Annotated in this window: 21 protein-coding genes; 12 read left to right on the top strand and 9 right to left on the bottom strand. The window is 59.4% G+C overall.

Features of this window, described 5'->3' with window-relative positions:
* The coding region (locus ACTICP_RS13760; RefSeq protein WP_441893286.1) for a hypothetical protein at positions 1 to 400 on the bottom strand (400 nt) is incomplete at its 3' end.
* A gap of 330 nt (positions 401 to 730) precedes the next feature.
* A protein-coding gene (locus ACTICP_RS13755) for an IS5 family transposase (protein WP_441893284.1) occupies positions 731 to 1,610 on the bottom strand; the annotation gives its coding sequence in 2 pieces (ribosomal slippage) (positions 731 to 1,252 and positions 1,254 to 1,610; 879 coding nt in all).
* 438 nt (positions 1,611 to 2,048) lie between these two features.
* On the opposite strand from ACTICP_RS13755, the gene ACTICP_RS13750 reads away from it, so the two are divergent.
* The 3 genes from ACTICP_RS13750 (at position 2,049) to ACTICP_RS13740 (ending at position 3,867) form a co-directional block, all read left to right on the top strand.
* Complete coding sequence (locus tag ACTICP_RS13750) at positions 2,049 to 2,648, top strand: nucleotide-binding protein (RefSeq protein WP_441893282.1); 600 nt, start codon at positions 2,049 to 2,051, stop codon at positions 2,646 to 2,648.
* Between the two features lie 4 nt (positions 2,649 to 2,652).
* Complete coding sequence (locus tag ACTICP_RS13745; RefSeq protein ID WP_441893280.1) at positions 2,653 to 2,886, top strand: hypothetical protein; 234 nt, start codon at positions 2,653 to 2,655, stop codon at positions 2,884 to 2,886.
* A 141-nt stretch (positions 2,887 to 3,027) separates the two neighbouring features.
* A complete protein-coding gene (locus ACTICP_RS13740) occupies positions 3,028 to 3,867 on the top strand; it encodes a hypothetical protein (RefSeq protein ID WP_441893278.1) in 840 nt (279 codons plus the stop codon).
* A gap of 1,050 nt (positions 3,868 to 4,917) precedes the next feature.
* On the opposite strand, the gene ACTICP_RS13735 is transcribed toward ACTICP_RS13740, so the two are convergent.
* Entirely contained in the window at positions 4,918 to 5,052 is a 135-nt protein-coding gene (locus ACTICP_RS13735; protein ID WP_441893276.1) for a hypothetical protein, read from the bottom strand.
* A gap of 504 nt (positions 5,053 to 5,556) precedes the next feature.
* Here ACTICP_RS13735 and ACTICP_RS13730 point away from each other — a divergent pair.
* On the top strand, positions 5,557 to 6,300 hold the full coding sequence (locus ACTICP_RS13730; RefSeq protein ID WP_441893274.1) for a hypothetical protein: 744 nt from the start codon (positions 5,557 to 5,559) through the stop codon (positions 6,298 to 6,300).
* A 352-nt stretch (positions 6,301 to 6,652) separates the two neighbouring features.
* On the opposite strand, the gene ACTICP_RS13725 is transcribed toward ACTICP_RS13730, so the two are convergent.
* From ACTICP_RS13725 to ACTICP_RS13715, 3 genes are read right to left on the bottom strand one after another with little or no spacing between them, the layout of a single operon-like run.
* Complete coding sequence (locus ACTICP_RS13725; protein WP_441893272.1) at positions 6,653 to 6,865, bottom strand: hypothetical protein; 213 nt, start codon at positions 6,863 to 6,865, stop codon at positions 6,653 to 6,655.
* Positions 6,862 to 7,140 carry a hypothetical protein gene (locus ACTICP_RS13720; protein WP_441893270.1) on the bottom strand — a complete coding sequence of 93 codons (279 nt, stop codon included), beginning with the start codon at positions 7,138 to 7,140 and terminating at the stop codon, positions 6,862 to 6,864. The genes ACTICP_RS13725 and ACTICP_RS13720 overlap by 4 nt, the downstream gene beginning before the upstream one ends.
* A gap of 36 nt (positions 7,141 to 7,176) precedes the next feature.
* Positions 7,177 to 8,091 (bottom strand): RNA polymerase sigma factor, encoded by a 915-nt coding sequence (locus ACTICP_RS13715; protein ID WP_441893268.1) that lies wholly within the window; start codon positions 8,089 to 8,091, stop codon positions 7,177 to 7,179.
* A 104-nt stretch (positions 8,092 to 8,195) separates the two neighbouring features.
* Between ACTICP_RS13715 and ACTICP_RS13710 the strand changes: the two genes are divergently transcribed.
* The 6 genes from ACTICP_RS13710 (at position 8,196) to ACTICP_RS13685 (ending at position 12,414) form a co-directional block, all read left to right on the top strand.
* Complete coding sequence (locus tag ACTICP_RS13710) at positions 8,196 to 8,540, top strand: hypothetical protein (RefSeq protein WP_441893266.1); 345 nt, start codon at positions 8,196 to 8,198, stop codon at positions 8,538 to 8,540.
* A 145-nt stretch (positions 8,541 to 8,685) separates the two neighbouring features.
* Positions 8,686 to 8,892: a hypothetical protein gene (locus tag ACTICP_RS13705; RefSeq protein WP_441893264.1), complete on the top strand. Its 207-nt coding sequence runs from the start codon at positions 8,686 to 8,688 to the stop codon at positions 8,890 to 8,892.
* Positions 8,893 to 9,037: 145 nt separating this feature from the next.
* Positions 9,038 to 9,361, top strand: a complete 324-nt coding sequence (locus tag ACTICP_RS13700; protein ID WP_441893262.1) for a hypothetical protein — start codon at positions 9,038 to 9,040, stop codon at positions 9,359 to 9,361.
* Positions 9,362 to 9,864: 503 nt separating this feature from the next.
* Positions 9,865 to 10,143, top strand: coding sequence for a type II toxin-antitoxin system RelB family antitoxin (gene relB, locus ACTICP_RS13695; protein WP_441893260.1), 279 nt, complete (start codon positions 9,865 to 9,867; stop codon positions 10,141 to 10,143).
* The gene (locus tag ACTICP_RS13690) at positions 10,140 to 10,409 is read left to right on the top strand and encodes a type II toxin-antitoxin system RelE family toxin (RefSeq protein ID WP_441893258.1); all 270 of its coding nucleotides are present in this window, start codon (positions 10,140 to 10,142) and stop codon (positions 10,407 to 10,409) included. The genes relB and ACTICP_RS13690 overlap by 4 nt, the downstream gene beginning before the upstream one ends.
* 955 nt (positions 10,410 to 11,364) lie before the next feature.
* Positions 11,365 to 12,414 (top strand): helix-turn-helix domain-containing protein, encoded by a 1,050-nt coding sequence (locus ACTICP_RS13685; RefSeq protein ID WP_441893256.1) that lies wholly within the window; start codon positions 11,365 to 11,367, stop codon positions 12,412 to 12,414.
* 70 nt (positions 12,415 to 12,484) lie between these two features.
* On the opposite strand, the gene ACTICP_RS13680 is transcribed toward ACTICP_RS13685, so the two are convergent.
* Both ACTICP_RS13680 and ACTICP_RS13675 read right to left on the bottom strand, forming a co-directional pair.
* Positions 12,485 to 13,111, bottom strand: coding sequence for an RES family NAD+ phosphorylase (locus ACTICP_RS13680; RefSeq protein ID WP_441893254.1), 627 nt, complete (start codon positions 13,109 to 13,111; stop codon positions 12,485 to 12,487).
* A gap of 12 nt (positions 13,112 to 13,123) precedes the next feature.
* Positions 13,124 to 13,639: a hypothetical protein gene (locus ACTICP_RS13675; RefSeq protein WP_441893252.1), complete on the bottom strand. Its 516-nt coding sequence runs from the start codon at positions 13,637 to 13,639 to the stop codon at positions 13,124 to 13,126.
* 268 nt (positions 13,640 to 13,907) lie between these two features.
* Between ACTICP_RS13675 and ACTICP_RS13670 the strand changes: the two genes are divergently transcribed.
* On the top strand, positions 13,908 to 14,156 hold the full coding sequence (locus ACTICP_RS13670; RefSeq protein ID WP_180957413.1) for an NAD-dependent epimerase/dehydratase family protein: 249 nt from the start codon (positions 13,908 to 13,910) through the stop codon (positions 14,154 to 14,156).
* Positions 14,153 to 14,905 carry a MerR family transcriptional regulator gene (locus ACTICP_RS13665; RefSeq protein ID WP_441893250.1) on the top strand — a complete coding sequence of 251 codons (753 nt, stop codon included), beginning with the start codon at positions 14,153 to 14,155 and terminating at the stop codon, positions 14,903 to 14,905. The genes ACTICP_RS13670 and ACTICP_RS13665 overlap by 4 nt, the downstream gene beginning before the upstream one ends.
* Positions 14,906 to 14,914: 9 nt before the next feature.
* Here ACTICP_RS13665 and ACTICP_RS13660 read toward each other — a convergent pair whose 3' ends face one another.
* A complete protein-coding gene (locus tag ACTICP_RS13660; RefSeq protein WP_114384735.1) occupies positions 14,915 to 15,613 on the bottom strand; it encodes a CPBP family intramembrane glutamic endopeptidase in 699 nt (232 codons plus the stop codon).
* Positions 15,614 to 15,946: the final 333 nt, after the last annotated feature.

Raw genomic sequence — 15,946 nt, 5'->3', positions numbered from 1 at the left:
AATCGAGCACAGAAACGAACTGCTGGGAGTCATCTTGGTGGTCGATGGCTGTCACCGCGACCCCATCTTCGTAAGTGGCGAAGTCCGTGGAACCTTTTTCTTGCACGACTTTCTTGAGATCGCTGGTAGGCACATAGGTCAGTGAGAACGATGCAGGAGACAGCCCGTCCACAGGCTCACTTTCGGCGGGGATCTCCGCTGTGATCTCCTCGCCCTCGCGGGTGAGTGCTGTGCCGTTGTTTGTTTCTATGTCCTTCGCGACTTCAGGGGCTGCGTCGGTGATTGCTTTCGTGAGGTCGTCATCGTCTGCAGCAATTGCTGGGGTGATTGCGAGGGATGAGAGGAGGACTGTTGAGGCTGTCAGGGATGCCAGTCGAAATGGCAATGTAGTTTGCTTCATGGGCTGATCGTATCTCGGCGAGCAACAGAAACTGCATGTGTTATCGAAAAGTTATTTAGATTATATTTAGAGCGGTCGGTGGCACCATGGGTACGCGCTGCGCCTCGATCCCGGCGTTGTCATCTTCGTTGAGTTCAGTGATCGTCGGTGTCGGTTCACTGGTGCCTGGCTGAGTGCCGATGATGTGATCTGGTCCGGAAAGTTCTGACACTCGCACGCCCTGGCTTATCCATGCCCGAGATGATGAATGGGGAACGGGCCCCTAGGAGAAGCTATTACAAACTTCGCTCTAGGGGCCCGCAGGCTCGGCTGGTGACTATCTTTGGCGCACTAGGGCGTGTCTCGCAAATGCTTTAACCACGCGATGACGCCATTGAGGACAACCGCGGCGCGATAGATAGTCGCGAGCTTGTCGTACCGAGTGGCTAACCCGCGCCATTGCTTCAAACGACTATAGCCACGCTCAACGACGTTGCGTCCGCGATATTTCTCAGCATCGAACTTCGGACGGCGCCCACCCTTCGACCCGCGACGCTTCCGGTGTCCTTGCTGATCCCGAGGTTCAGGAATGACCGCTTCCACGCGACGCTTGCGCAGATAGGAACGGATTGCCCTCGATGAATACGCTTTGTCGCCGAGTGCCGCATCGGGGCGGGTTCGTCGTCCGATCTTCACCCGTTCCATCAGGGGAATGAACATCGGCGAATCGCCATCTTGCCCAGCCGTGCAGATCGTCACGACGGGCAACCCCTGCCCATCGACGAGTTGATGCGTCTTCGTTGACAGGCCACCCCGGGATCGGCCCACGGCGTGGTCAAGCGGCTCGGTGAGCAGATTCTTGTAATTCGATGAGTCCCTTTTTTAGCCGGGTGATGTTGGTGGCGTGCTGGTGGGCGCGAGCGATTGTCGAGTCGATCGAAACATTCCAGTCGATGAGGCCGGCCTGTTCTGCATGGACATGGAGACGGTTCTGGATCAGGTCCCACGTGCCTTCCCGGGCCATACGTGCATGCCAGCGCCACACGGTCTGCCAGGGGCCGAATGTCTCGGGCAGATCGCGCCAGGCGATGCCGGTGCGGTACCGGTAGATAATGCCCTCGATCATTGTTCTGGCGTCAGCGAACGGGCGGCCCTTTTTACCGGTGGGGCCGGGGAGGAAGTCGGCGATGATGTCCCATTCCTCGTCAGTGAGAAGCTCGAATCGTGTCACGAATCAAGGATTCCAGAGTTACTCGATTTCATTTACGAGACACGCCCTAGCGGATGATTGCCGTTCCGTGCTGTCTGCAATCACCGCAGTCAGAACGGCGCCAAGTGAGAAAGCCAAGAGAATTAGCACGTACGCAACCCACGGTTTGGACGATATGAAGCGGTTCATCGTTAGAGATCCTGTCTAATCTCGACGAGCGTCGATGATCGTGTTCGATGAGAGGATCGAGAAGATCCACTAGGACGATGGTAAAGCCAGGTGTTCTGCGATCCAGCTCCTGCTGCGTCACGGAACGGACACGTTTTAAGGCTTTACTGGTCCGGGTCGTCGTAGAGCCAGTTCTGAGCGCGTTCCTGCTTCGTCAGGCGCTCTCGCTCAGCATATACCTTGATAGCAAGATATATGCTATGTTTATAGCAAGATATCAAGGAGGTAGGCGTGAGGATCGTCATCACCAACACCAAAGGCGGCGTCGGCAAGACCACCACGGCGCTGTATCTGGCCGAAGCCATCCGCCGCAGTGGCCGCGCTGTCGAGGTCTGGGACGCGGACCCGCAGGGGTCGGCTATCGCGTGGAGCGACTACGCCGAGGCTGAGGGGACGCCGCTGAGCTTTCCGGTCATCGGAATCCACCCCAGAAAGGTCTCTCAGCCGGCAACGGGGGAGGCGTGGACCGTCGTCGACACCGCGCCCGGAGATCCGACGACGATCAACGCGGCGATCAGCCGCGCGGATCTCGTCATCATCCCCACCGGCCCCGGCGGGGCCGATGTTGACCGCGCCGTGGAGACGATGAACGGCATGCCGGCCGATGTGCCGGCGCTGCTGCTGCTGAACTCCTACAGCAGGGCTGAGAAGGAGTCGTGGGAGACGTGGCGCTCAATTCAATCGAGCGACATGGCGGCCTTCGATACCCGTATCCCGCGCCGAGCGGCCATCCAGCGAAGTTACGGCAAACCCATCGATGAGTTGTTCGGGTTCGAGCACCTGCTCGACGAGATCATTGCAGTCCAGAACCACATCACCCAGGAGGCATGAGAGCATGGCGGATCTCAACAAGCTTAAAGGCGGTCGCAAAGCGCAGCCCGAGCCAAAGGCCGAGGCGCTCTCTATCAGGCCGACAACGAGGGCGAGCGGTGACGAGAGGGTGGTGCAGGTCGTCTTCCGAATCAGCGAGAGCAAGCGTACTGCGTTCAAGCGCCGCGCGCTCGATGAGGGTACGACCGTGCAGGCGGTCCTTGAGGCATTCGTGGATGGGTACACGGCCGAAGATTAAGATATCAAACAATCTAGCTATCTTCATGTCAAGATATCTAGATGAGTGGATGCTTCTGGCGTCGTTCCGTGAGAGGGGTATCTGGAGATCGCTCTATTTGTAGAGCGGCTGGTCATTGCGGTATGTGGTGAAATACTAGGTATGGCCGAGATCAAGTTTTCAAGGTACCGGGAATACGTCAGCGCTCGTGTTGAGGCAAATAATGCAATGATTGCTTTGCTGGCAGGATCAAGGTTGTCGGCACACAACCTGCAGCTTCACGCCGGATCCCCCCATCAGCTTCCTGGACTTTTTCCTGCAGTGGAGGATATTGACCGTTTCAATCTCCTTCCTGACAGAGCCTCTGAACTCCTGATCGACGCCGATGCTCATCTCGCCGCGGTCTCGATTCCGTACGCTCTCGCAGTCTATGAAGCATTCGTTAAAGATGCGATTGGAATGCTGGATGCCGCAGGCTATTCAATCCCTTCGGGGCGTTATCACTTGAACGCCGGACGGATGCACCAGACACTCTACGAGGCTGCAGGTGAAGACGAACCGCTAGATGTCATCTCTCTGTTTCACGTTCTCCGCACCGCCAGGAACGCTCAGATTCATCACGCTGGTTTTGTCACAAGCGAGGTTAAAGACGCTGTCGATGCTCTAGACGCCGACCAGCTTGCTCGCTGGGAACAGCTGACCATGGCTCCGGTAGGGGCGATGTTTTCAAATGGCAAATTACGCTTCAAGCTAGGCCATCTCATCGCTTCCTTTGCCGTGACAAAAGAAGCCGCACGGCGGATTAATAGCCTACTCGGCCAGAAGCTGAGCCGGGACACTTGGTTGCATCATGTTGTCGAGGACTATACGGTCAATGCAAAACAACACCCAAAAAACCGCCGCCAGTGGAAGAGGGGTTTAAAGGGGTTTGCGCGCTTTCACTACGAAGAGCTGAAGCTGTCTGAAGCAGAACTTGATGCTGCCGTCGGATCTACTCATTGATCGCGTGAGGGCGACTATAAGAAAAACACGGGGGCTCTGTACCCATTGAGCTACATCTGGCTAAGCCAGAGCTGGGAGTCGAACCCAGGTCTCCACTGTTTTTGTGCGAGCCGAGATTTCGCATCTCCAGCCGCCGAACGGCACCCGCTAATCCATATGATAATCCTTTGAGGCCGTAGGGGCAAGCAGTGTAAGCGTGAACGTCGCCCCAACACCTCCGGTCAGATGTATAGCGCGACCAAGGGATTCGGGGGACGCGGTGTTCGATCCGACCACTCAATCGTTTAACGCGTTCGTGAGGAGCATCGTCGGCAACTGCGATATCTAGCTATCATGCTTGCAAGATAGCTAGATGATGGGTTGCGACTGGTGGTCGCCCCCCCCGCAGGGTCTCGCTCAGAGAGCTTTGATGCGGATAGGAGAAGTTCGGCCGCCGGATTGTGGCCGTGGTGCTAGGGTCAAAATTGCATGCACACTGTCGTGCGTCGAAGGCCGAGCAGCGTTGCTCAAGGACGGGAGAAGCGATGTCATCATACGTTGTTAACAAGAATTCGCAGTCCAATGGGGACTACGAAGTGCATGACGAGAGCTCAACGCTTGGGTGCTTACCGGACCCTGCCAATCGCGTGGAACTTGGATACTTTTCATCATGCACGGGCGCGGTACTTGCGGCTAATCGCCGCGGCTACCGTCCAGCGAATGGCTGCTACTACTGTGCGCGGGATTGTCACACTAGCTAAAACACCCCTCGCGTCCACTTTCGGCGTCAGGGGGAGCCCTGCGCATATTCGCGAATGGGAGAGGGTTCGCGGCGGGCGCTTGCGCCGACAATACGGTTCTAGCGTCGCGCCGACGGCCTGATCGTGGTGCACCTGGCCGTTCGGGCGGTAACGATCGCCCTATGGGCGCTGCCGCTTGTGAACTCTACTGACTGCCCGGTATTCGAGAATGCGTTCGAGGTGATGCCCGTTACTGGGTGGCTTGGTTCGGATGCGGGTGGTTGCTTTGATGCATCCGACTCCCGGACCCTGGCTTGTCGTGGCCAGGGTTTCAGCTCGTGGTGTGGGTGATGATTTTGGCTAGGTCGAGGATGGGGTCGATGCGGTCGGCTGGTCCGATCGCGATGATCGTGGCGATGAAGACAATCACGAATGCGAGGGACATGTGGGCGGGGAATCGGTTCATTGCTGCTCCTGATATTCGGTGTGGGTGCTTCTTCCAGATTCATGTGCGCCAACACGAGCCGTTGGTGGGACGGTGGCCGTGTTGGTGTCTGAGTCGAGCCTGGCACACAGCAGGGGCATCCTCCGGGGTGCGACTGTTCTGCCAGCATCACAACGGGCTCTCGATTGGATTCCTGACGACGGCTTTCCGGGGCCATCTGGTTGAAATTTCTCCACTCCTTTTTCGGCTACCGGCCGGCAGCCGGGGGAGTCGGAGGGCGTGGCCCGGCGAGAAAAACGCCACTCCTGATAAGTCCGATTCGATCCACAAAAATCCCCGCACAGTACCTCCGAAATCGCCACCTCAACAACCAGCAGAAACACCCAGCTACAGGCCCCTCACCCTCATGGAACGAACCTTTAATGCACGCGCTCAGGAAGCGCTCAACATCAAAGGCAACATTCATCCCCACACATCTGGCACCAAGGTGCATACCCGTAACGGTTCCGCGTTACGATAGGTGGTATGAAGCGACGGTGCGACCATTGCCAAGGTGATATCTCCGGTCCCCGGAATGGTGTCCGGAAGTTCTGTTCCGACGCCTGCAAGCAGGCCGCCTACCGGGTCCGGAAGAAGAGCCAAAACGAGGCAGGAGAGCTTGCTGCTTTGCGGGCCGAGGTTGCCCGGCAACGCCGTCACGCTCAGGAGGCTCGGGACCGTGAGCACGAGCAACGGTTACGGTGCGAGGCGGCCGAGCGTGAAGCTGCGTCAATCCGGTCGACCGGTATTGATCATGCTCGTGATCTTGACTGGCGTAAACGAGAAGTGAGGCGTTTGAAGCAGCGGATTGATGATCTCGAACTGGGTGCCGATCGGCAGGAGCTGATCCGCCAGCGCGACGAGATTCGGAGCCAGCTCACGGAGAAGAATCGGGGTCTGCACCTGACGCAGTCGAAGGTCCGCACGGTTGAAATTGAGAACAAAAAGTATCGCCGCAATGATGAGGCGTGGCGAGATATGTATGTCGATCTCCGCGACCAATACGAGGCTCTCGTGAAGGACTACAACCAGGCAGCGTTGAGAGTCAACGACATGTCGAAGGATCGCGAGCGATTGCGTCCGATCATCGATGCTTGGGACACCCTTGCTGGTCGTCTCGCGGCCGCGACTAAGGGCAACACTGCTCAACTCTCTGCGGCCGATCGTGAGATCCTTCGGGCCTGGTCGACGTGGAAACAGGGAGTCAATAAACGCCTGGCTGGCCAGTAGCGATCGCTACTGGCCAGCCAGACTGGTGTGCGCTTGGTTGGTTACCTGTTCCACAGCAGGAACAGCAACACCACCCACACGCCAGCCGTGAGGATCGTGCAGCCTGCCAGAAGCCACCGACCCAGCATGCCGGCGAAGATGCGCGGCCAACCCTCGGGTACGTCATCCTCGTTGGCTGGAACCGCATGCTCTAAGTAGTGGGCCCACCACTTCGCTACCCGTGCACGCTGCCGATCGCGTAGTGCCCGCCACCGACCAAACACACCGGGTCGGCGGCCGCGAGGCCGCGACTCTTCTGTCTTGGCCACGTCGATTTTCAGGCTCGGGATCTTGTCACTGTTTTTTCGCATCATCATTCCCCGTTCAGTCCATCGGGACCGTGGAAATCAACGTCGATGTCAACGATCGAAGATCCCCACGAGTAGACGACGGCGATCCAGTGCCACCACCACCGCACGTCCAACCAGTGCAGGAACCACGGACCCGAATGTGAAACCTCGCCCAGCGTGCCGAGAGTCATGAGGACCGCCAGCACGACGACCGCGATGAAGCCCCCGGCTCTCATTGGTCGACCTCCCCGATCCAGTCACACGAGACCCCGCCCTGCCCGTTGTTCCCGTCGTAGACGATGCAGGTGATGGTGCGGCCGTCTTCGAGAACGATGGGTTCCTCGTGAAGGCCCTGCCCGTCGCCGCGCTCGTCGACGACCGAGGGATCATTCGTCTCCGTCGACCCTTCGGGTTCTTCGTCGACGCGTTGAGGTTCGCACCCGGTCAGGGTCAGGGCGGTGATGACAGCCGCGGTGAGGGCTAGTCGTCGTACCAGTGGTGTCGTATGCATGATCGTTCTCCTTCGTGATGGTCAAGCTGCGTGAGGTCAGGCTGCGGGACGGTAGTCGAGGCCTTCGACGTGGACGCCGGCGGCGCGTTGTGGGAGCCGGCCGGCGGCCACGTCGAGCATCTTCTGCGTCCCCTTCCAGTACTGCCGACCGGTGTTCAAAGGTGTGTCGTCAAGCAGCAGCGCGGCCTTTGTCCCGTCGAGGCTGTTCCAGTCCCCGCCTGCCCGATCGAGGATCCGCGACACATCACCGACCGGCAGCAGACCGCCCTGCTCGGGCTCAGGCAGGCAACCCAGCAGCACCGGCCAGGCTTCGGTGGTGTTGGTCCAGTCGGTGAGGTCGCAGGCATCGGCAAGGTTGATGACCGCGCAGTGGCGGTTGAAGATCCGCACGTACTCCCGCAACGCCTGCCCACTCACACCGAAGTCGACTGCAGCCTCTTGGACCGTGGTGTCGGCCGAATCGTAGAGGTGATAAAGCACCGCCAGGTGGAACTTCTTCGGCGGCATCACCTGCTCGATCAGGTGCAGGACCGGCTTCACCCAGTCGCTGAGGCAATCGAGCTTCTCGAGATGGTCATAGGCATCAGCCGGTGTCGTCGTGGCGTTCCTCAGAGCTACCCGGTCGAGGTGCTCACCGTCGTGGTCCTCGAATGAGGACGTGAGTTCGCGGTTGTTCTTCTGCGCCCAGTCAATGGCTCTGTTGCGGGCGATCCTGGTCACCCACTGCACGATCTTTCCCTTCTCTGGGTCGAACGTGTAGCGGCTCCTCCAGGCGGAGACGATCGATTCTGAGACGACGTCGTCGACGATCGCGTGCCAGCTCGCCAAGTGGAGTGTTCTGGCTGCGCTGGACTTCATGCGATCGCGTGCTGCCATGAGTTCATCGGCGAACCAGGCGTCGTATTCGGGGGTCTCGGTGGTGTCTGTCAGGTGCGGGTTGTGCTGGTGCATCGCGTTCTCCTTGTGGTTGCCAGTGGTGTAACTTAGACGTTTAGCGTCCTGACATAGACAATAAAGGTCTAAGTTGAGACTTGGCAATGCCACAGAATGGAGAGGTGCCTATTTATGCGAATCCAGCGAACTTGCCCCCCGCGATCACGGAGGTCGCCGAGATGTTGGGGATGAACCAAGTACGTCTAGCGATCCTGGCCGTCGTCGCCCAGTACCCGGAGGGTGTGCAGTCGGGGTTCATCATTGAGGAGCTCGAACTGCAGTCGAGGACGGTGACTCGCCACCTGGCGCAGCTTGTTGATGAGGGCTGGCTGATCACTGATGAGCCAGCCGGGCAGAGGGCCGGTAAGCGCCTCACCTACCGCACGAACACCGGAAAAATTCGGTCAGGACTGCACTCGATTGCTGATCTGATTGCTCCGGAAGAAGCTGCAGATGATGGCCGTTGATTGTGTCTCCGGAATTAATGCAAGAGGTGTGATGGTTGGCGGGGTGTCCGTGGGGCTGAGTTCGATGGCTGGTGTGACTGCTGGTGCTCGGCTGCTTCGTGGTGGCCTGCGTGTGGTGTCAGTGGGGAGTGAGAAGGTGTCGAGCATGAGGCTGAACGAGGATGCACGCGGGTTTCTCGAGGCGCGGGGTATTAGCGAGCGGGAGTGGGCCGTCTACTGGCAGAACGGCGTCCCCGACTGGGCCGGTGACGCATGTGGGTGTCTCGATGATCGGTGTATCGGCCACCACCACGCCGCCGACGAGGCCTGCGGGTGCATCCGCTCTCTCGTCCAGGACTATCAGACCGGTTGAGAGCCGAAGCCTACATCCTCCTCGAGACGTTGCGCGCTCAAGAGTATTTCTCAATACTCCCGAGATTTCATCTGTTCGTGGGATGTGTCCTGCTGACGCAAGGCATAGCCTCAAAGGACCGACTGTTCCCTTTGGAAGGAATCAGATGAAGAAGTTAACCATTGGCCTGGGTTTGATGGCCCTTGTAGCCCCGGCAGTTCTCGTCAGTGGACCGGCCAGCGCATCGACGGCCTCTGATGTTTCACCGCTGAAAGAAACCGTCAGTGCAGAGGCGCCGGAGTCGTCGAAGCTTGATCAGATCGTCGAGGGAGCGGAAGCGGACCCTAAGGACATACTTCCGAAGGCCACAGAGGACCCCGCCGAAATCGAGGCAATCGTGAACTCTGGCAAGCCAACCGAAGTCGTGCAGGATCTCGAGACAGGTGAAGTGCTGGCCGCTCAATACGCCCCGCTCGTTCTGGATGCGTAAAAGTTGAAGGCTACCTCTCCCGGATGCAACGGCAACGACCTCTGCATGCTTGGGAAAAGCTACTACGGTTTCACCGGAACAGGCTCGTTGAGCGGCAAGTGGAAGAGCAGCGGCGGGTATTCCACCGGCAACAAGCAGGGCCGGTTGAAGTACGGAAGTAAGTGGCACCCCTGGTCGAAGAAGAACCAGACAATCTACTTCCCGACACGAGGAACTATCTCGGGGGTTGCCCGAAAGTAATAAGTCGGCGTTGAGCAAAGTGCTCAACGCGTGCTGAAACGGTCACCATGGCGATCGCCACGGTGACCGTTTATGCGTGGATTATGACACCGGCTACCGGAACTATCTGACTTGGTATCGACCTACTTTGAACACGCCGCGGCACTGAAACCGCTGGTCGGGGCACGCATAAGCTGTAACCGAACCAGACGACCGGTACCCATGTATGCGTGATTATGACCCTGCCCTGTTGCCTCTGACCGTGGAACGTTTACAATGTTTACATGACTGTTTTGGGAGCACCTCTTGCCGTGCGTCTACCTGTCGAGCTGCGTGAGCGAGTCTCCCAGCTCGCCGCCGCGACCCGTCGTAGTCAGGGTGATGTGATCCGCGAAGTCCTCGAACGGGACCTCTCTCGCCTCGAGTTCGAACACCGAGTCCTCGAACGCGCCGCAGCAGTCCGCTCAGGCAGCGTCCAGGCCATCCCTGCCGCTGACGTCGATCGCATGCTCGGCCTCGAAGACGCCTCCGTGCCGGCCGGCGCTCTTGACGACGTTTCGTGACGGAATATTGGCAACTGGCGTACGAGCCGAGCGTCGCGAAATGGTTAAAAAAGGCCGATCCTCAAGTCGCGAGAAAACTCCGAGACGCCCTAACTGCCGTCGTCCGTACCGGAGAGCCTAGGAGTCGAGGGAAGGGCCTCACCGGCCCGCTGGCGGGACTGTGGAGGTATCGGATCGGAGACTACCGGGCTGTGTGCGACATACAGGACGGGAACCTCGTTGTCCTCGTCATCGAGCTCGGCCACCGCTCCGACATCTACACCTGATAACCCGACCATCCACGCATAAGCTGTGACCTCACTTGGCGGTCGCCATGGTGACCGCTTACGCGTGGATTATGGCATCCGGCTACTGGATATATCTGACTTGGTTCGAGGTCTTCTGCGAACGCGCATAAGCGGTGAAACTCCTGTTCAGACCACGCATAAGCTGCTACTGAACCCTTACGGCAGCAGTTGATCGGTACTCGTTTATGCGTGATTATGACCCCCGATTGACCAGGCGGCAGGTTAAGGAACGACGGCCGCGTTGCCCCCTTCGGCAGGGACGCGGGACAGGGGTGCGGCTGAAGTTGGGCTGGCAGATTGAGCATTCGCATGACTGCGCGGCGGTCAACAAGGGAAAACACGCCGATGACCAATCCGTTTAGCGCAAACATATTCATGTAATGTGGGCGTTATGGTGAAGGCCGGACCGGGACGAACCCCCAGGTATGAGCGAGGGAATGCGATCAGCTTCCGCCCGCACATACGTGTGGCGTCAGTTCTAGATGCTCGAGCACAGGCAGCCGGCCTGTCTCGCGCTGAGTACACCGAGTACCTGATCGCCAGGGATTTCGGAATGCCCGAATGCGCGCCTGAACCCACCCCAGATACCGACGATGGACAGGAGCCGTTGATACCGGACCCGACCCCATAAATGACTGATGCCCCCCGTGTTGACGCACGAGGGGCCTAAAGCCAATAAGGAGCGCAGTTGACGCTGCCACTCCGATGAATCCGAAAGGACTCTGCTTTGGAAGAGCTGAGTTCAGGATACCGCACACGCAAAATCAGCGCTACTACAACACGCGCGTATCCTGCCACACACACCACAGAGGGCACCGCGGCCCTCTCCCCCACGATCGATACCGCCTGGCGCACGAACCCCACAATGCGGGTCCGCCGGCCTTCACGCACCCAGGAGACCTCTGCGCTTCATCGTGGCCGGGCACTCCTGCACATGCAGGCCACGCTTGCGACCTCACAGGCAACATGGTTACGTGCCGTCGACGAGTGGATTAACGATCTCGATATGCGCTCCGATGGCCGCGAGAACCGCCGCCGGCTCGCTCGCATCCTCGGCTTCAACGCCGACTGGAAGACCCTGACGACGAACACACTCACCTGGTCGACGATCTCCGAACGCACAGGCATGTCCCGCGCCACCGTCGCCAGACACCTGCTCGCCCTCCACGAAGCCGGCTGGATCGGCCGCGTCGCCGCCGGCCGCAGCGCCGCAGCCAAACAAGCCGCCGGCTGGACCGGCGACGACGCCTTCATCAACGACGCCCCCGTCTACGCACTCACACAACCCGTCGACGAGAACGTTGTGGATATAAATGAGACCCCTCCCACCGTAAGTGGCTATAAGGAATTCCCTGCACGCGCGAGAGCCGAAGAAGCTCCTACAGGAGCCGCTTCGCGGCCCTCACCAACCAAAGCGGCCGACGGCCGCCTGTACGCAGTTCCGGAAGATCGGACGCTACCAGCCTGGCCAGGTCACGTAACGCCAAGCAGCAAAGACGAGAGGACCCTCGCCGGCCGCGAGTGGGCACGTCTCGTTCCAGCCCTGAACAAGCTCTCAGACAGGCACCTAGCGTTCCTGGCCAAGGATTTCTTTGCCGCCGGCTGGACCCTCCGAGATCTCATGACCGCACTGGACACACGTCCGAATGGGTGGAAGCAAGGACAGTTCGTCGCTGGGCAGTGGGTGCCGTTCTCCGGGGCCGATGGGATTCCGGCAGCGCGACTCGGGCACTGGGTGAGCTGGCGACTAAACCAGTGGCGAGACAACGGCGTTGTCGTCGAGTCCCCCACTCAGACACGTATCCGCCGAGCAGCCGCCGCTGAGATCCAGCGCCAGGCCGAGCAGCGGGCGCGAGACGAAGAACGACAGCGAAACCAAGCCGAGATGGCCACACCCGAGGGACAGTCAGCCAAGCAGGCCTGTCTCGCCCAGTTCCGTGCCAACTGCGAACGCAACCGGCAGCGGCGGCGTCGACTCAAGTAGATTCGTCCCCCCGGTGCTGGCAGTCTGCCGGCCTTATTTCACCAAGACCGTAGAAACTGCTCGACTGAGGCTAGCGTGGTTCGTCGAACACCCGGTAGTCACTGAGTCGATTAACCTCAACGACAGGGACTCGCATATCGGTAAGAACCTCTGTGAGTGTCTGCTGCGTGCCTAAGTCACCGTCGTGCTCACCAGCCGCCCCGAAGATTCCTATCGATCTACTCTTAGCCGCTGTTGAATAGCGAGAGTGGTACCAAATGCCTCCGAAACCGGCTGTATGAAATGCTGCAGCCCAAGCTCGCGTGACCGAATAGTCAGACATCGTGCACAATTCGTTGGAGATTCCGAAGATAAAGACTTTCGGTTCCGTGATCTTCGCAAGATTAGGCACTGAGGGGATCTCCAACGTGGAAACCACTCGGGCCTTCGCGAACTCAGCATTTACGAACCCCTGATTCAGAAATTCGGGGCCGGTGACCTCACGCGCTGCTGTCTCGGGAGTATTCGCCAGGTAGCAAGTTCCCACCGGATCAGAGAGATTGAATCGCCCTTCCGGTGTCGAATCATAAAACCAGGGGGAGTTCTCGCGCTTATGCGCTTTCCTCCACTGGCTTCCCTGCCGGACTGGCCTGGCAGGGAAGCCAGAGAGGTCAAGCCCCGTTGCCGGAACCTGCTGAGTAACGGATCGTCGGTCCATAGCCCGATGATGTCACATTGCCCACCGGCGAGCAGCCTTCTTGGCCGCCTTGTCTGCCGAGGCGCGATCCCCTGCGTCAAGTAGCTCGATCGCGCTGCGACCACCGCAGTCCTCAAGAGGTGCAACTAGCCACTGCGCAATAGTGAATGGGTCAGCTTCCGGACGGAGGATGCGCACAAGGGCAATCACATCCTCTCGTATCTCGGTTCCCTGGAACTGGAAGAGAGGGAACAAATTCTCGCGCTCAACCTTCAGCGCGAGTAGCTTGCCCTCCGAAACCCTTTTGCTCACACCGGCCCGGCTCATTCCACCCCACATAGCACTGAGCGCCTTAGTGGAATAGACAGGCCCGATGAGCTCCCCGAAGGTTGTAGCCCTCGGAACCAGCGCCATCATGCTTGAAGCAAGCTTCCCGGCGTCGTCCACTTCGGCAATATCAGAGTCGGAGACTTCGTTAAGCCGGCGGCGGACTTCGTCGGCGATGTCATCGCGCATTTCATCGCGCGTCGGCGATGCGCTCATATTCATGACTGGTCCTAGTTTATTTTTCGTTTACTCGTTTATTTCGTTTATTCGTTTGATTCAGCAACCACGTCAACCATGTCAACTGCTCCTACAATCTCACCCGCTTGGCTCACTGTCAACCTGTCAACCATGTATCAGCCGGCGGCACTAGTGCGGAACCAGCAGCATTGCGTGGCAGTGAAGACGTGCAGCACTGCCGTCTAACGGGTATACCCCAAAGGCGCATACCGATTATTGGCATGTCGCTCGCTCGTGTCGCCATACTGACGATATGAGCATCGCCATCACCGGGGGCACCGGGTTCGTGGGCCGTCACCTGGCCCAGCGGTACGACGCGGATCAGGTGATCGTGACCTCGCGCCGCACGGGCGTCTCGGTCGACGATGTCGATGCCCTGGCCCGTGCCTTCAAGGGTGCCGAGGAGCAGATCCGCAACGCGCTCCCAGAGTCCGGCGGCTTCACCTGGCGGGACCTACGGTTCGCGCCAACGTCCCATTCTGCACCTGGGGACCGGCGATGAGCTGGAGTACGAGCGAACTGGCGGGTATCGCGGGGACTACGGTCAAGACGATCCGCTATTACCATCACATCGGTGTTCTTCCCGAGCCCGCTCGTGCGTCGAATGGTTACAAGCAGTACCAGGTCGCACATCTCGTCACGCTCCTGCGCGTACTCAGATTGAAGGAGCTGGGACTCTCTGCTCAGTCCCTCCACCGCATCGCGGGAAGTGACGATGCTGGGTGGGAAGCACTGAAGGCCCTCGATGCCGAGCTCGAAGAGCGCATTAACCGCTGGAGCGCTGTCCGCGAGGAGCTCGCCGGCCTTCTGAACGCGCCGAGACGTGGCAGGCCCCCGGTCGATCTGCCAGCTGGCATGCTGGGACTGTCGGCGTCAGTGAATGACGCTGACCGAGCCCTGCTCCTGGTGTATTCGCGCCTGTTCGATGACGAGACGATGGTCGAGGTCGCGACATCGCTTCGCGATCATACAAAAACGCCTTCGGAGCTGGCCTTCGATTCTCTCTCGACAGACGCAGATGAGTCCACGAAACGGCAGCTGGCGGAAGACCTCGCTGCGGTGTACTCCTCAGCGAGTACTTCAACCACGGCTGGGGTCCTGCCCGTGCCGCGTATCACACAGGACTCCGGGACCGCGAAAGAGGTCTTAGGTTCCGCCTTAGCGGAGGTCTACAACCGTGCTCAACTGGACGTGCTTGAGCGCGTGAGCGTGCTGTGCGCGCCGACAACCGTCCATCCTGCCGACCCGTAGACCCCTCACTTAGAGCAGTGCGTACAGAAAGACTGTAGGGGCGTTGTGCACGACATGAGCAACGATCGCTGGCCACAACGAACCGCTACGCCGGTACAGCTCCGCGGTCAGGACTCCCACGACGAAAGCGATCGGCGTCAGGATACTGACGCTGCCGTGAATCAGCGCGAACACGGCGGCGCTGGCCAGCGTAGAAATCACCGCACCGTACCGGACGAGTGCCGTTTGGATAACGCCACGAAACAGCATCTCCTCACCAAGAGGGCCGACGATAGCTATGCCGATTCCCGTCGCTACCAGCGCTAGGATCCCGCCCTGTGCTCCCCCTGCGAGATCTGACTGGGTGTCGGTCGCAAGGCCGAACAGCTCGACCAGCGGCGGGAGCAAGATACCCCTCAAGAGGAACACAGCTGCGCCACCCAATGCGCCCAGCAACAGCCATTTGGGTGTGGTTCGATTAAAGCCGAAGGGTGCCAATCTGCGGACTCGTAAGAAGAGGGCGAGCCCGAATGCACCGAGTGTGGCAAGCCCAGCCAGCCACGACTGCAAAGCACCCATGAGCACCGGGTCCGTGGCGAGCACGCCAAACAGTGCATAGATGGCCCACCCGACCGCGTAGAAGCCGAGGATCCCGACGACCAGTTCGGGCCACCCCACAGCTGAGCATTTGACCGGCGAAAACGGTACCTGACGCGCTTCTTTGTTCATGCTCGTATCGGACACCCTGCCCACAGGGCAGGGTCAACAGCTACCACCACGACGAGGTCGCGCACATTGAGGTCAACCAGCGCCCGGGCTGAACCGACCCAGGTTCTCTGCCGCTGCCGTGCGAGTGATCGAGAGCCTGCTCGCTCGCGGCTTCGTCGAGCCGGTATCAAACAGTGGCACCCCAGCGCGACAGTTACGGTCCGGTAGCTCACGGTTGCCGATAGGGTCCGTTTCGGCATTTTTGCGACACATCTGTCGCATTGGGTATACCCGCTAGATGTACTGACCGGAGAGGTTGATCGAATCGGGCCCATCGATATGTCCTTGCCAATA

Origin of the sequence: Microbacterium sp., assembly GCF_052102115.1 — a bacterium.
In the GTDB taxonomy this organism is placed as follows: Bacteria; Actinomycetota; Actinomycetes; order Actinomycetales; family Microbacteriaceae; genus Microbacterium.
Note: the sequence above shows the minus strand (reverse complement) of the source record. Positions and strands in the feature narration are given on the sequence as shown.

Bases quoted from the DNA above. Each gene is read 5' to 3' on its own strand.
- ACTICP_RS13745 (WP_441893280.1), top strand. From the start codon at position 2,653: ATGGCGGATCTCAACAAGCTTAAAGGCGGTCGCAAAGCGCAGCCCGAG.
- ACTICP_RS13740 (WP_441893278.1), top strand. From the start codon at position 3,028: ATGGCCGAGATCAAGTTTTCAAGGTACCGGGAATACGTCAGCGCTCGT.
- ACTICP_RS13735 (WP_441893276.1), bottom strand. From the start codon at position 5,052: ATGAACCGATTCCCCGCCCACATGTCCCTCGCATTCGTGATTGTCTTC.
- ACTICP_RS13730 (WP_441893274.1), top strand. From the start codon at position 5,557: ATGAAGCGACGGTGCGACCATTGCCAAGGTGATATCTCCGGTCCCCGG.
- ACTICP_RS13725 (WP_441893272.1), bottom strand. From the start codon at position 6,865: ATGAGAGCCGGGGGCTTCATCGCGGTCGTCGTGCTGGCGGTCCTCATG.
- ACTICP_RS13720 (WP_441893270.1), bottom strand. From the start codon at position 7,140: ATGCATACGACACCACTGGTACGACGACTAGCCCTCACCGCGGCTGTC.
- ACTICP_RS13715 (WP_441893268.1), bottom strand. From the start codon at position 8,091: ATGCACCAGCACAACCCGCACCTGACAGACACCACCGAGACCCCCGAA.
- ACTICP_RS13705 (WP_441893264.1), top strand. From the start codon at position 8,686: ATGAGGCTGAACGAGGATGCACGCGGGTTTCTCGAGGCGCGGGGTATT.
- ACTICP_RS13700 (WP_441893262.1), top strand. From the start codon at position 9,038: ATGAAGAAGTTAACCATTGGCCTGGGTTTGATGGCCCTTGTAGCCCCG.
- relB (WP_441893260.1), top strand. From the start codon at position 9,865: ATGACTGTTTTGGGAGCACCTCTTGCCGTGCGTCTACCTGTCGAGCTG.
- ACTICP_RS13685 (WP_441893256.1), top strand. From the start codon at position 11,365: ATGCAGGCCACGCTTGCGACCTCACAGGCAACATGGTTACGTGCCGTC.
- ACTICP_RS13680 (WP_441893254.1), bottom strand. From the start codon at position 13,111: ATGGACCGACGATCCGTTACTCAGCAGGTTCCGGCAACGGGGCTTGAC.
- ACTICP_RS13675 (WP_441893252.1), bottom strand. From the start codon at position 13,639: ATGAATATGAGCGCATCGCCGACGCGCGATGAAATGCGCGATGACATC.
- ACTICP_RS13670 (WP_180957413.1), top strand. From the start codon at position 13,908: ATGAGCATCGCCATCACCGGGGGCACCGGGTTCGTGGGCCGTCACCTG.
- ACTICP_RS13665 (WP_441893250.1), top strand. From the start codon at position 14,153: ATGAGCTGGAGTACGAGCGAACTGGCGGGTATCGCGGGGACTACGGTC.
- ACTICP_RS13660 (WP_114384735.1), bottom strand. From the start codon at position 15,613: ATGAACAAAGAAGCGCGTCAGGTACCGTTTTCGCCGGTCAAATGCTCA.